The organism is Bacillus sp. PK5-006 (assembly GCF_054161415.1).
Genome location: NZ_CP096414.1, coordinates 3566105 through 3579780 on the forward strand (window position 1 = coordinate 3566105; position 13676 = coordinate 3579780).

Here is a 13676-nt window from a genome sequence, read left to right on the forward strand (position 1 = left end):
CAAAACTAGATAACAATGTTCATGCTTCACATTAGAATATAGGTTAAGTCCTCGATCTATTAGTATCTGTCAGCTCCACGTGTCACCACGCTTCCACCTCAGACCTATCAACCTGATCATCTTTCAGGGATCTTACTTCCTTGCGGAATGGGAAATCTCATCTTGAGGGGGGCTTCATGCTTAGATGCTTTCAGCACTTATCCCGTCCGCACATAGCTACCCAGCGATGCCCTTGGCAGAACAACTGGTACACCAGCGGTGCGTCCATCCCGGTCCTCTCGTACTAAGGACAGCTCCTCTCAAATTTCCTGCGCCCGCGACGGATAGGGACCGAACTGTCTCACGACGTTCTGAACCCAGCTCGCGTACCGCTTTAATGGGCGAACAGCCCAACCCTTGGGACCGACTACAGCCCCAGGATGCGATGAGCCGACATCGAGGTGCCAAACCTCCCCGTCGATGTGGACTCTTGGGGGAGATAAGCCTGTTATCCCCGGGGTAGCTTTTATCCGTTGAGCGATGGCCCTTCCATGCGGAACCACCGGATCACTAAGCCCGACTTTCGTCCCTGCTCGACTTGTAGGTCTCGCAGTCAAGCTCCCTTGTGCCTTTACACTCTGCGAATGATTTCCAACCATTCTGAGGGAACCTTTGGGCGCCTCCGTTACATTTTAGGAGGCGACCGCCCCAGTCAAACTGCCCACCTGACACTGTCTCCCTGCCCGATAAGGGCAGCGGGTTAGAAGGTCAATACAGCCAGGGTAGTATCCCACCGATGCCTCCACCGAAGCTAGCGCTCCGGTTTCCAAGGCTCCTACCTATCCTGTACAAGCTGTACCAACATTCAATATCAGGCTGCAGTAAAGCTCCACGGGGTCTTTCCGTCCTGTCGCGGGTAACCTGCATCTTCACAGGTACTATAATTTCACCGAGTCTCTCGTTGAGACAGTGCCCAGATCGTTGCGCCTTTCGTGCGGGTCGGAACTTACCCGACAAGGAATTTCGCTACCTTAGGACCGTTATAGTTACGGCCGCCGTTTACTGGGGCTTCAATTCGCACCTTCGCTTACGCTAAGCGCTCCTCTTAACCTTCCAGCACCGGGCAGGCGTCAGCCCCTATACTTCGCCTTACGGCTTCGCAGAGACCTGTGTTTTTGCTAAACAGTCGCCTGGGCCTATTCACTGCGGCTTCTCGGGGCTTTAACACCCTAAGAAGCACCCCTTCTCCCGAAGTTACGGGGTCATTTTGCCGAGTTCCTTAACGAGAGTTCTCTCGATCACCTTAGGATTCTCTCCTCGCCTACCTGTGTCGGTTTGCGGTACGGGCACCTCTCACCTCGCTAGAGGCTTTTCTTGGCAGTGTGGAATCAGGAACTTCGCTACTAAATTTCGCTCGCCATCACAGCTCAGCCTTTACGGGAAACGGATTTGCCTATTTCCCAGCCTAACTGCTTGGACGCGGATATCCAATACCGCGCTTACCCTATCCTCCTGCGTCCCCCCATTGCTCAAATGGTGAGGAGGTGGTACAGGAATATCAACCTGTTGTCCATCGCCTACGCCTTTCGGCCTCGGCTTAGGTCCCGACTAACCCTGAGCGGACGAGCCTTCCTCAGGAAACCTTAGGCATTCGGTGGACGGGATTCTCACCCGTCTTTCGCTACTCATACCGGCATTCTCACTTCTAAGCGCTCCACCAGTCCTTCCGGTCTGGCTTCACAGCCCTTAGAACGCTCTCCTACCACTGTTCGTAAGAACAGTCCGCAGCTTCGGTGATACGTTTAGCCCCGGTACATTTTCGGCGCAGAGTCACTCGACCAGTGAGCTATTACGCACTCTTTAAATGGTGGCTGCTTCTAAGCCAACATCCTGGTTGTCTAAGCAACTCCACATCCTTTTCCACTTAACGTATACTTTGGGACCTTAGCTGGCGGTCTGGGCTGTTTCCCTTTCGACTACGGATCTTATCACTCGCAGTCTGACTCCCAAGGATAAGTCATCGGCATTCGGAGTTTGACTGAATTCGGTAACCCGGTAGGGGCCCCTAGTCCAATCAGTGCTCTACCTCCGAGACTCTTACCTTGAGGCTAGCCCTAAAGCTATTTCGGAGAGAACCAGCTATCTCCAGGTTCGATTGGCATTTCACCCCTACCCACACCTCATCCCCGCACTTTTCAACGTGCGTGGGTTCGGGCCTCCATTCAGTGTTACCTGAACTTCACCCTGGACATGGGTAGATCACCTGGTTTCGGGTCTACGACCACGTACTCATGCGCCCTATTCAGACTCGCTTTCGCTGCGGCTCCGCATCTTCTGCTTAACCTTGCACGGGATCGTAACTCGCCGGTTCATTCTACAAAAGGCACGCCATCACCCGTTAACGGGCTCTGACTACTTGTAGGCACACGGTTTCAGGATCTATTTCACTCCCCTTCCGGGGTGCTTTTCACCTTTCCCTCACGGTACTGGTTCACTATCGGTCACTAGGGAGTATTTAGCCTTGGGAGATGGTCCTCCCGGATTCCGACGGAATTTCACGTGTTCCGCCGTACTCAGGATCCACTCTGGAGAGAACGACATTTCAGTTACAGGGCTGTTACCTTCTTTGGCGGGCCTTTCCAGACCTCTTCGCTTATATCATTCCTTTGTAACTCCGTATAGAGTGTCCTACAACCCCAAGAGGCAAGCCTCTTGGTTTGGGCTGTTCCCGTTTCGCTCGCCGCTACTCAGGGAATCGCATTTGCTTTCTCTTCCTCCGGGTACTTAGATGTTTCAGTTCCCCGGGTATGCCTTCTCATACTCTATGTATTCAAGTATGGATACTACTCCATTACGAGCAGTGGGTTTCCCCATTCGGAAATCTCCGGATCAAAGCTTGCTTACAGCTCCCCGAAGCATATCGGTGTTCGTCCCGTCCTTCATCGGCTCCTAGTGCCAAGGCATCCACCGTGCGCCCTTTCTAACTTAACCATTTCTTACTTTAGAAAGAATCACTATGTGTGATGAACTTTGCATTGCATTCAATGTGAATGTATTACTTATTGTTATCTAGTTTTCAAAGAACAATCCTGTCTCGCTAGAGACATGTTTTGAAGGAATGATCCTTCAAAACTAAACAAGACGAAAACGTACGCTGCTCCATATATCCTTAGAAAGGAGGTGATCCAGCCGCACCTTCCGATACGGCTACCTTGTTACGACTTCACCCCAATCATCTGCCCCACCTTCGGCGGCTGGCTCCATAAAGGTTACCTCACCGACTTCGGGTGTTGCAAACTCTCGTGGTGTGACGGGCGGTGTGTACAAGGCCCGGGAACGTATTCACCGCGGCATGCTGATCCGCGATTACTAGCGATTCCAGCTTCACGCAGTCGAGTTGCAGACTGCGATCCGAACTGAGAACAGATTTATGGGATTGGCTAAACCTTGCGGTCTCGCAGCCCTTTGTTCTGTCCATTGTAGCACGTGTGTAGCCCAGGTCATAAGGGGCATGATGATTTGACGTCATCCCCACCTTCCTCCGGTTTGTCACCGGCAGTCACCTTAGAGTGCCCAACTGAATGCTGGCAACTAAGATCAAGGGTTGCGCTCGTTGCGGGACTTAACCCAACATCTCACGACACGAGCTGACGACAACCATGCACCACCTGTCACTCTGTCCCCGAAGGGAAAGCCCTATCTCTAGGGTTGTCAGAGGATGTCAAGACCTGGTAAGGTTCTTCGCGTTGCTTCGAATTAAACCACATGCTCCACCGCTTGTGCGGGCCCCCGTCAATTCCTTTGAGTTTCAGTCTTGCGACCGTACTCCCCAGGCGGAGTGCTTAATGCGTTAGCTGCAGCACTAAGGGGCGGAAACCCCCTAACACTTAGCACTCATCGTTTACGGCGTGGACTACCAGGGTATCTAATCCTGTTCGCTCCCCACGCTTTCGCTCCTCAGCGTCAGTTACAGACCAGAGAGTCGCCTTCGCCACTGGTGTTCCTCCACATCTCTACGCATTTCACCGCTACACGTGGAATTCCACTCTCCTCTTCTGCACTCAAGTTTCCCAGTTTCCAATGACCCTCCCCGGTTGAGCCGGGGGCTTTCACATCAGACTTAAGAAACCGCCTGCGAGCCCTTTACGCCCAATAATTCCGGACAACGCTTGCCACCTACGTATTACCGCGGCTGCTGGCACGTAGTTAGCCGTGGCTTTCTGGTTAGGTACCGTCAAGGTGCGAGCAGTTACTCTCGCACTTGTTCTTCCCTAACAACAGAGCTTTACGATCCGAAAACCTTCATCACTCACGCGGCGTTGCTCCGTCAGACTTTCGTCCATTGCGGAAGATTCCCTACTGCTGCCTCCCGTAGGAGTCTGGGCCGTGTCTCAGTCCCAGTGTGGCCGATCACCCTCTCAGGTCGGCTACGCATCGTCGCCTTGGTGAGCCATTACCCCACCAACTAGCTAATGCGCCGCGGGTCCATCTGTAAGTGACAGCCGAAACCGTCTTTCATCCTTGAACCATGCGGTTCAAGGAACTATCCGGTATTAGCTCCGGTTTCCCGGAGTTATCCCAGTCTTACAGGCAGGTTACCCACGTGTTACTCACCCGTCCGCCGCTAACATCCGGGAGCAAGCTCCCTTCTGTCCGCTCGACTTGCATGTATTAGGCACGCCGCCAGCGTTCGTCCTGAGCCAGGATCAAACTCTCCGAAAAAGTACAAAACCGAAGTTTTGCTTTTCGCCAGTTTGACTGACTACCTATGAAGTATCATAGGATTTTTTATAAAAACTCGAATTAACAGGTACGTTTTGTCTTGTTTAGTTTTCAAAGATCATCTCCGCCGTTCTTAGCGGCTTTAATAATATAACATTTCGCTTCATCTTATGTCAACAACTTTTTTCAAGTTTATTTCCCGAAGCGTTTTGTGTTTGTCACTGTGTGTCAGCGACGATTAATAATATATCACGAAAACATTCTCTTGGTCAATGTCTTTTCAAAACTTTTTTTGAAATAGTTTTATTAAGCATCTTAAATCCTTGTCCTGCATACAATCAAGTAACAATCTTGGACAAGGCAGGAGTGTTTGAATTGAGTCGATTATATGTGTTGCCTATTAAACGGCTGAAGCAAGTTGTCATTATTCTTGTAGCAGCCCTTGCAGCTGCAACCTTTTTTTATGTACAAAAGGCACCGCCGCTGTCGGTATTTAAAACTGAACATGGACCCCGAGCCATTTATAAAGGCGAGACTTCATCAAAACATGTCTCTCTCACTTTTAATATTGGCTGGGGGGATGAGAAGGCTGTTCCTATTTTAAATGTCCTTCGAGAGTACGGTATAAAGAACGCCACCTTCTTTCTGTCTGCTTCTTGGGCTGAGCGTCATCCTGATATCGTGAAACAAATTAGGGAGGACGGCCACCAGATCGGAAGCCTCGGCTATGCTTATAAAAATTATAGCCAGCTTGAAGATAGTGAGATCAAGCAAGATCTTGTCCGTGCACAAAATACATTTCAAAAGCTTGGGCTAGATGACATTCAACTATTAAGACCGCCAACTGGACAGTTTAACGAAACAGCACTAAAAATAGCCACACAGTACGGTTATACCGTTGTTCATTACAGTATCAATTCACAGGATTGGCTGAATCCGGGTGTCGACCAGATTGTTCAGAATGTAAATGATCGAATGAAAAGCGGAGACATTGTTCTCCTTCACGCCTCAGATTCAGCAACCCAAACCGCCCAAGCCTTACCCGCTATTTTGAAACAAATAAAAGAAAAGCATTTAAAAAATGTGACGGTTGGCGAACTGATCTCCAATACGAAAACAAAGTCATCGGAAGTTAAGTAGCTTTCGCTTTTGAAAACCGCGGCATCGCTAACAGCTGAAACGCATTACAGCCTAATAGCGGGAATAGCATTAAATACAGCCAGTCCTCTTCATTCACTCTGAGCGCCGGGAACCATTCTAACGACGTGATGACGACCATGAGAAACATTGCAGAAACAAATGTTTTCTTAGAGGACTGCTGCTGTTTAAAGTAAGCCACGATCAATGCAAACACACCGATAAATAAAGGCAGCCACAAGTATGGAAAAAACGATTCATTTTCCCCGAAAAACAAAAATCGCAAGTAAGCTAAATCAAACAGCACAAAAATCACAAGAAACAGCTGAATGGTATTCCATAAAGAATGCGACCGAAAAATCTCTAATGCAAATCGGTGCACTGTCAAAAAAACAACAAACCCCATCTGGCTAATGACACTAAAGATCATCCCTACACCAATGAACCAAAATAACACAGATGCGATCTCTAGAATTTCAAACGATATAAAAAGCTTCTGATATTTCCCCCACTCCAGCGCAAAGCCTACCACGCTTGTAATGACCGCTCCAACAGCTAGCACAGAGAAGAAAAAACGAACTAAATCCCGACTTTTCATTGAATTGATCCAACCCCTATTTTTGTTATGTATAAATTTACGTGAAACATTCATATTAAAAGTAAGACATGTAACGAAAGGAGCCACAGTATGTCAAAAGGCATCTTGCGTATAATGAGCTGTTTTCTTCTTTTATCTTTAACAGCTTGTGCTCCCAAAACCCAATCCTCATCTAATATGGACTATGACGAAACAAAAAAAATGGTCGTCGATATATTAAAGACAGATGACGGTAAAAAGGCCATTCAACAGTTATTAAATGACGAGGCAATGAATGAAGCTTTGGTAATGGATGAACAAACTGTAAAAAAAACGATAGAGAAAACACTGACTTCTGATAAAGGCAAAGAGTTCTGGAAGAAGGTCTTTGAGGATTCTAAATTTGCCGAGACTTTCGCAAAATCCATGCAGCAACAGCATGAAAGAATGTTAAAACAGTTAATGAAGGATCCTGACTATCAACAGCTGATGATGGATATTCTCAAGGATCCTGAGATGGAAAAGAAATACGGTGAACTTGTAAAAAGCAAAGAGTTTAGAAAGCACTTAGAAAAAGTCATTACGGAAACATTGAGCAGCCCTCTTTATAAGAAGAAATTCGAAGATGAGCTCAAAAAGGCAGCATCTGAAAGCGGCAGTGATTCCGGCTCGAAAGATAGCGAAGGAAGCGATTAGTTAAACATCACCCGAGTGGCGTTCATCCACTCGGGCTTTCATTATGCTTTCACTGCTAATTGTTCAATGACTTTATTCGCAATGTGTTGATACACTTCTCCTGTCGGATGACTTGCATCATAGACAGAAGGCGCGAAATCATCCTCATTCCAATCAGGCTGTCTTAAAGGAATTTGGCCAAGAACTGATACACGCAGCTCTTCAGCCAGCTTGTCCCCGCCGCCTTTTCCAAAGACGTATTCCTTTTCACCTGTTTTTTTGCTTTCATAATAACTCATATTCTCAACGACCCCGAGCACCTCATGATCTGTTTGCAGTGCCATTGCGCCTGCTCTTGCTGCAACGAAGGCAGCCGTTGGATGTGGTGTAGTGACAATGATTTCTTTACAGCTAGGCAGCATTGTATGAATATCAAGCGCTACATCTCCCGTTCCAGGCGGAAGGTCTAATAGTAAGTAATCTAATTCTCCCCACTCAACTTCGTGGAAGAAGTTATTTAACATTTTTCCAAGCATCGGTCCTCTCCAAATAACCGGTGCATTTTCTTCAACAAAAAAGCCCATTGAAATCACTTTGACACCAAAGCGCTCCACAGGAATAATTTTTTCCCCTTTAACTGTTGGTCTGACAGTGATTCCCATCATATCCGGTACACTAAAGCCATAAATATCAGCATCAATCAGTCCGACTTTTTTCCCTAGACGAGCGAGCGCTACAGCAAGGTTAACAGAAACCGTCGATTTACCAACGCCGCCCTTTCCACTCGCAATCGCTAAGAACTCAGGCGGATTTTTAGAGTTAAGCAGGGTTTCTTCCTCATCTTGTGATGGCATAAACTTTTCAAGTGTTTCCTGAGGAAGTTCTTCAAAACGAAGTCCTACTGTGTTAGCGCCAGCTGCTTTCAAGGCTTGTACGATATCTTGCTGCAGCTTCATCTGCTCAGCAGTGCCTGTTTTGGCAATAGCCACCTTTAGACTCACATGCTCTTTCTCAGGCTTTAGGCTGATTTCCTTGATGGCATCCAGCTCACCAAGCGGTATATGAAGGAAAGGTTCGTCCATCTTCCCAACTAGTTTTCTTACATCATCTTGTCCGATCATAGCAGAACCTCACCCTTTATTGAATTCGTTTACAATCCAAGTATATCATACATATCCTTACAATGTCTGTCCTGTTTGCCTGCGATCAAAAGGAAAAAGCCCCTTATTCAGGCGGCTCTTTTTGCTCTGTTAAATATCTTAAAATCCCTTTATAAATAGAGGCAGCAATTTGATCCTGATATTTAGGTGTTGCCAGCTGGCCAGCCTCTTTCGGATTGGAGAGAAATCCAATTTCCACAAGAGCTCCTGGCTTTGTGACATTTTGCATTAAATAAATGCCGTTGATCCGCTTCGCTTTTCGATCTGTGTTTTCAAGATTTCTGCGTAATTCATCTTGAATGAACTTCGCCGCCTTTTCATTCTCTTCATACTTTCCGTAAAAAAACGTCTGCGCTCCGCTCCATTTGTTCGATGGTATCGCATTTAAATGAATGCTTAAATAGAGGTCCGCTTCAGATTCATTGATAACTTTAACGCGGTTCCTTAAATCCTCCGCTTTCTTCCGGGCATAACCCTTTGTATTCTTTGATGATAAATCAGAATCATCCTCTCGGGTCATGAGAACAAGTGCTCCCTGCTCCTGCAAATAGTCACGTATCTTCATGGATACATCCAGTGCAATCTCTTTCTCAAGCAGCTCTCCTCCTACAGCCCCGCCATCTGGACCGCCGTGACCCGGATCTAAATAGATGATCTTCCCGCTTAGAGGCAAATTCCACGATTTCCAAGAATCATCATTTAGAAATTGAAACCTGAATAAGAATAAGAGGACAATAAACCCGATTAAAAACCCTGTCCACTTCAGCTTTCTTTTCATCCCTGTCCCTCCCATACACCATTATTTTATAGATATGGGACAAGGGCTGGAAATATGCTTAGTGCAGCCGAAGCTTGTGTCTTTTTTCTGATTCACGAAAGCCTTCCTGCCACCACATACTTAAAAAATCTTTCGCAAATGGATATAAACATGACATCTTCCGCTCCATACGGAACATATTCCCCCACGATTGCAAGCATCCTGCGAGCTCTTCAATCAGCTCAGCTTCCTCCTGGGAGGACCGTTTTTTGATATCGTCGAACGATTCCCCGTATTTACTCGACTCACCGTATCTCCCGCCAGCTAAAAAAGCTTCAATGGCGAAATCGATACAGCCATCACTCATAATCCCAGCTGGATCATCTGCAAATGGAAACAGCTTCTTTGTGAATTTCTCAGAAGCGGCCGTTACTTGTTGAAGAGACAATGTACGCAAAAGCTTCTTTTCAAGCGTGACATCTCTTTTTGTTTTTAGTTGATAAAATGAAAGCACTTCTGCCATGGACTGAACTCCTTTTTTCTTTGTATTGTTCGTTGGTTTGAACAAAACATGCAGTTCAGTAAATGGAAATGACGGCCTGTGAACGATCGGAATGGAAAATTGTGATAAAATAGACATTTACATATAGAAAGAACAATAAAGGGGCAAAATCAATGAAGAAATGGATGTATATCCTGCTGCTATTAACAGTCGTCTTATCTGCATGCAGCAGTCAAGCCACAGAGAAAAAGAGCGATATAAAAGGAATAGAAGACATATCCTTAAAACAACTTTCAACACACAAAAACACGTATCTCGGTGACAATTCAGCCATTCGTGAAATCTTATCAGATCTTCCTGGAGGCGTAATACGTGAATTTGAAATCATCGATGGAAAAGCATTAGACGTCACGTATGGAGTAAAAGAAAATGCAGGCTATACAGAAGAACAGTTTGACGCCTTCTGGTTTGATCAAAAGGATACGATCGAAAAAACGTATTTATACAACGCCATCGCACTTTTTATTCTTGTCGATAACGTAGAGCAAGTGACACTTAACATGAGCTCTAAAGACGAGCCGTCCGTCACGTTTAAAAGAAAACAGCTAGAAAAAGAGCTCCCTCACCCTTTTAAAAAGTACAAAGACGATACTGCGCTTTGGCAAAAGGAACTGGTTGATGGAGTTGTGAAGTCAAAAAAGAAACGCCAAGATGTATACAAAGCGTTTCCAATGCAGAAATAATAAAACAGAGGGATGTTTCCCTCTGTTTTTTGATGTTTATGTATTGAAAGCCTGTATCAATCGTTGTCGAAAGTTTTGATCCACTGCTGCAGTAAGCATAAATTCGTTGAATACTCCCCCAATCCAGTGAGAATTGTTCGCTTTCGGATCATTGATAAAAAGAGAAATGGATATAGAGGATGTATCTGTTCTTCGATATAAAGCACCTGTGAAAACGAACAATGTTGCTCCGCCTTTATACCAAAGATATTGATCTGTTTCCTTTTTCAATGTTTCTCCCAGTACGATTTGGCTAAAAAGACTCTTTTCTTCTATTGTTAACAGCTCATCCTGGAGACGTTTCATAAAATGTGCATATTGATTGGTTGTAGACTTTGTCAACTTTTGCGTCAGTAATGATTGAATACGCCAGCCTAATAAGTTCTTTTTTTTCATTTTTTCTTCTAACGCCTTTTTATGCTCTGGGTCATTTTTCATGATATTAAAAATCTCATTCATTAGAGATTTGTATTGTTCTTCGGATACACCACTCATTTTCTTGAATGCATCCCGCCGACGATCAGATACATAAGCGGACCACAAAATCATTGGCGTCAGCGGCATGAGTTCATCATGTTCTGTAAGACCTGCTTGTTTCATCTGATCATTGATCTTTTCTAAGCCCAGCCGGTCAATCAAATAATCCGTACAAGCATTCGAACTGAATTGCATCATCCCTTTGGCAACATCTAATAAAGTCGCATGCTCAGAAAAATCATTGACCTCCAGCCAGTACGCGTGCGCACCACCGTCTGTTCTATCAATATAAAACCGCTCTATAGCAGACAATGCCACTTTTTCCTCTAGCTTGATGGCGCCGCTCGATACAGCTTTAACAAAATGAAATAAAACCACTAATTTCACCGTACTTGCAAGTGGCGTTTTTTGATCAGCATTCCACTCTAACATCACATCATCATTTTCAATGATTGTCACTGAAACGTCCTTTTTGTTTTTTGCGACAAATGTCAAAAGATCTTCCTTCGTTTTCTTCATATCTCTTTTATACAGCAAGACTTGAACCACCATGTAAAGTATGATCACACCTATGACAATTAGACCGATTTTGAGTAACATGTTTCTCCTTTCCAAATAACAGAGGATTTACATATTCAATATAACAAATATTTCAAATAAAGGAACCAAAAAGCAGAGGTTCGTGAATCCTCCGCTTCTTGATGTCCTTATTCATGGGGCAAATGCAGCTTCATTCCTTCATGAGTGGCTTCAAACCCTAATTTCTCATAAAAATGTCGTGCTTCTGGCCTCTGTTTATCTGTTGTCAGTTGAATCATATGACAGCCACGGTCGCTTGCGCGTTGAATGGCCCACTTTATAAGCAGCGAACCGACTCCTTTTCCTCTATGACTCGAAGCCGTACGAACTCCTTCGATGGATGCTCTCCATCCTCCTTGATAAGTAAGAAATGGCGTCATGGTTAACTGAAGAACACCAACTGCTTCTTCCTGATCACACGCAACAATGAGTTCAATATTTGGATCAGCATCGATTGATTGAAAGGCTTTGATATAGCTTTCTAATAATGGGCGAGTGTAACGCTCTCTCTTTTGACCTAACTTATCATCTGAAAGCATGAAGACGATTTTGTCGAGATCTTCTTGCACAGCTTCTCTAAATGTCAATTGATTTAAATTCAATGAAAGCACCTCCTATGATAGATGGAAGACTGTTTTTCACTTACTAAAATACCAGTTAAGAGCGTTCTCATATAAAAATTTGATCAGCTGCTTTTTCATCAAAGTACTTCATATCATGAAAACTGATCAAGCCCTCTTCACGAACCATTCCTCTTGTAAGATGGCATAGTAAAACTCATCCCACCACTCATGTCCTTGTGGTATACATTTTTTAAAATCCCCCTCTCTCCTCATCCCCATTTTCTCCATCACTCTCCACGATGGCACATTTTCAGGCTGACAAGTGGCAATGATCCGATGTAAGTTTAGTGTGTGAAAACCATGATGCAGGACAGCATAAGCCGCTTCTGATGCATATCCCTTGTTTTGATAGGCAGGATTGAAAACCCAGCCAATCTCATAAGTGTGCTCACCAAAGTAAGAATGAAACACGATATGCCCGATGCAAATCTGGTCTTCTTTTAATAGAACAGCAAAATTCTTGGCTGTTTTAAGACGATTATTTTTAACAAATTCCTGCGCATTTTCTTTAGAAAAAACACCTTCCGGAATATACTTCATCACTTCCGGATCAGAAGTATATGCATAGACATCCTGCCAATCATCCTCAGCAAATGAGCGAATGATACACCTTTCTGTTGTTAGATTCATATGACACCCCCTCCATAGACTTCGTTTTTTAAACAGAAACCTTGTTATAATCCTATTTTATATGTTTCCATACAGAAAAAAACACAAATAAAAAAGCACCAGCAGGATGCTGATGCTTTTTTTATAAGGTTTGTCTGTAACAAACCTTTGTAAAACGTCCATACAATATAAAATTGATTAACGTTTTGAGAACTGAGGTGCGCGACGAGCGCCTTTAAGACCGTATTTCTTACGCTCTTTCATACGAGAGTCACGAGTAAGAAGTCCAGCACGTTTAAGTGGTGTACGGTACTCAGGATCTACTTCTAGAAGAGCACGAGAGATACCGTGACGAATTGCTCCAGCTTGACCAGAGAATCCACCACCGTGAACATTTACAAGAACATCGTAGCTGTTAGCTGTTTCTGTGATGTTCAAAGGCTGTTTCACGTCTTCGATTAAAGCAGCGAATGGAATGTATTCAGTAATTTCACGATTATTAACGACGATACGGCCTTCACCTGGAACTAAGCGAACGCGCGCTACAGAACTTTTACGACGACCTGTACCGTAATATTGAACCTGTGCCAAATTGTTAACCTCCCTTATAATTAACCGCGAAGTTCGTAAACTTCAGGTTGTTGTGCTTGATGTGGATGCTCAGAACCACGGTACACATTTAATTTTTTGAACATTTGACGACCTAGTGGACCCTTTGGAAGCATACCTTTGATAGCAAGCTCCAACATTTTTTCAGGGTAGTTTGTACGCATCTCAAGAGCAGTTCTTTGTTTCAAACCACCTGGGTGCATCGTGTGACGGTAGTAAATTTTGTCCGTCAATTTCTTACCAGTTAATTCGATTTTCTCAGCATTGATAATGATCACATGATCACCTGTATCAACGTGTGGTGTATAAGTTGGTTTGTGCTTACCGCGCAAAAGTGATGCTACTTCAGTAGAAAGACGACCTAGAGTCTTGCCTGCCGCATCAACAACTAGCCATTTGCGCTCAATTGTGCTTGCGTTCGCCATTGGTGTTGTACGCATGAGTTTCCCTCCTAAATAAATCAATGAATTTTCCTTGAATCAAATGCT

12 protein-coding genes and 2 rRNA genes are annotated in these 13676 nt (G+C 44.7%); 3 read left to right on the plus strand and 11 right to left on the minus strand.

The features are described 5' to 3' along the window. Positions 1 to 39: 39 nt before the first annotated feature. Together M1D84_RS18110 and M1D84_RS18115 are read right to left on the minus strand one after the other, a co-directional pair. Positions 40 to 2970: ribosomal RNA gene (locus tag M1D84_RS18110) — 23S ribosomal RNA — on the minus strand. Between the two features lie 182 nt (positions 2971 to 3152). Continuing rightward, a 16S ribosomal RNA gene (locus M1D84_RS18115) occupies positions 3153 to 4701 on the minus strand. The 16S and 23S rRNA genes sit together here, the layout of an rRNA operon. A 375-nt stretch (positions 4702 to 5076) precedes the next feature. Between M1D84_RS18115 and pdaB the strand changes: the two genes are divergently transcribed. Beyond that, positions 5077 to 5841, plus strand: coding sequence for a polysaccharide deacetylase family sporulation protein PdaB (gene pdaB, locus M1D84_RS18120; protein ID WP_024425619.1), 765 nt, complete (start codon positions 5077 to 5079; stop codon positions 5839 to 5841). Here pdaB and M1D84_RS18125 read toward each other — a convergent pair. Next, positions 5834 to 6436, minus strand: a complete 603-nt coding sequence (locus M1D84_RS18125; protein ID WP_024425618.1) for a KinB-signaling pathway activation protein — start codon at positions 6434 to 6436, stop codon at positions 5834 to 5836. The two genes, pdaB and M1D84_RS18125, sit on opposite strands and share 8 nt — an antisense overlap. A 90-nt stretch (positions 6437 to 6526) precedes the next feature. On the opposite strand from M1D84_RS18125, the gene gerD reads away from it, so the two are divergent. Next, a complete protein-coding gene (gene gerD / locus M1D84_RS18130; RefSeq protein ID WP_024425617.1) occupies positions 6527 to 7111 on the plus strand; it encodes a spore germination lipoprotein GerD in 585 nt (194 codons plus the stop codon). Positions 7112 to 7152: 41 nt separating this feature from the next. On the opposite strand, the gene M1D84_RS18135 is transcribed toward gerD, so the two are convergent. The 3 genes from M1D84_RS18135 to M1D84_RS18145 form a co-directional block, all read right to left on the minus strand. Next, on the minus strand, positions 7153 to 8211 hold the full coding sequence (locus M1D84_RS18135; RefSeq protein WP_024425873.1) for an Mrp/NBP35 family ATP-binding protein: 1059 nt from the start codon (positions 8209 to 8211) through the stop codon (positions 7153 to 7155). 103 nt (positions 8212 to 8314) lie between these two features. Next, entirely contained in the window at positions 8315 to 9028 is a 714-nt protein-coding gene (cwlD, locus tag M1D84_RS18140) for an N-acetylmuramoyl-L-alanine amidase CwlD (protein ID WP_024425615.1), read from the minus strand. 58 nt (positions 9029 to 9086) lie between these two features. Then, complete coding sequence (locus M1D84_RS18145) at positions 9087 to 9530, minus strand: DUF2521 family protein (protein WP_044333888.1); 444 nt, start codon at positions 9528 to 9530, stop codon at positions 9087 to 9089. 152 nt (positions 9531 to 9682) lie between these two features. On the opposite strand from M1D84_RS18145, the gene M1D84_RS18150 reads away from it, so the two are divergent. Continuing rightward, positions 9683 to 10252 (plus strand): DUF4825 domain-containing protein, encoded by a 570-nt coding sequence (locus M1D84_RS18150; RefSeq protein ID WP_044333887.1) that lies wholly within the window; start codon positions 9683 to 9685, stop codon positions 10250 to 10252. 36 nt (positions 10253 to 10288) lie between these two features. Here M1D84_RS18150 and M1D84_RS18155 read toward each other — a convergent pair whose 3' ends face one another. The 5 genes from M1D84_RS18155 to rplM all read right to left on the minus strand — a co-directional run bounded on the left by M1D84_RS18155 (position 10289) and on the right by rplM (position 13628). After that, positions 10289 to 11368 carry a serine hydrolase gene (locus tag M1D84_RS18155; protein ID WP_235356869.1) on the minus strand — a complete coding sequence of 360 codons (1080 nt, stop codon included), beginning with the start codon at positions 11366 to 11368 and terminating at the stop codon, positions 10289 to 10291. A 107-nt stretch (positions 11369 to 11475) separates the two neighbouring features. Further along, positions 11476 to 11886, minus strand: a complete 411-nt coding sequence (locus tag M1D84_RS18160) for a GNAT family N-acetyltransferase (protein WP_044333891.1) — start codon at positions 11884 to 11886, stop codon at positions 11476 to 11478. Positions 11887 to 12075: 189 nt separating this feature from the next. Continuing rightward, entirely contained in the window at positions 12076 to 12600 is a 525-nt protein-coding gene (locus tag M1D84_RS18165; RefSeq protein WP_044333885.1) for a GNAT family N-acetyltransferase, read from the minus strand. A 177-nt stretch (positions 12601 to 12777) separates the two neighbouring features. Continuing rightward, complete coding sequence (gene rpsI, locus M1D84_RS18170; RefSeq protein ID WP_007496354.1) at positions 12778 to 13170, minus strand: 30S ribosomal protein S9; 393 nt, start codon at positions 13168 to 13170, stop codon at positions 12778 to 12780. Positions 13171 to 13190: 20 nt separating this feature from the next. Beyond that, positions 13191 to 13628 (minus strand): 50S ribosomal protein L13, encoded by a 438-nt coding sequence (rplM, locus tag M1D84_RS18175; RefSeq protein ID WP_003217042.1) that lies wholly within the window; start codon positions 13626 to 13628, stop codon positions 13191 to 13193. Positions 13629 to 13676: the final 48 nt, after the last annotated feature.

Excerpts from the sequence above, each read along its gene's own strand:
- M1D84_RS18160 (WP_044333891.1), bottom strand. The coding sequence starts at position 11,886 with ATGCTTTCAGATGATAAGTTAGGTCAAAAGAGAGAGCGTTACACTCGC.
- rplM (WP_003217042.1), bottom strand. The coding sequence starts at position 13,628 with ATGCGTACAACACCAATGGCGAACGCAAGCACAATTGAGCGCAAATGG.
- cwlD (WP_024425615.1), bottom strand. The coding sequence starts at position 9,028 with ATGAAAAGAAAGCTGAAGTGGACAGGGTTTTTAATCGGGTTTATTGTC.
- M1D84_RS18145 (WP_044333888.1), bottom strand. The coding sequence starts at position 9,530 with ATGGCAGAAGTGCTTTCATTTTATCAACTAAAAACAAAAAGAGATGTC.
- M1D84_RS18150 (WP_044333887.1), top strand. The coding sequence starts at position 9,683 with ATGAAGAAATGGATGTATATCCTGCTGCTATTAACAGTCGTCTTATCT.
- gerD (WP_024425617.1), top strand. The coding sequence starts at position 6,527 with ATGTCAAAAGGCATCTTGCGTATAATGAGCTGTTTTCTTCTTTTATCT.
- M1D84_RS18155 (WP_235356869.1), bottom strand. The coding sequence starts at position 11,368 with ATGTTACTCAAAATCGGTCTAATTGTCATAGGTGTGATCATACTTTAC.
- M1D84_RS18135 (WP_024425873.1), bottom strand. The coding sequence starts at position 8,211 with ATGATCGGACAAGATGATGTAAGAAAACTAGTTGGGAAGATGGACGAA.
- M1D84_RS18125 (WP_024425618.1), bottom strand. The coding sequence starts at position 6,436 with ATGAAAAGTCGGGATTTAGTTCGTTTTTTCTTCTCTGTGCTAGCTGTT.
- M1D84_RS18165 (WP_044333885.1), bottom strand. The coding sequence starts at position 12,600 with ATGAATCTAACAACAGAAAGGTGTATCATTCGCTCATTTGCTGAGGAT.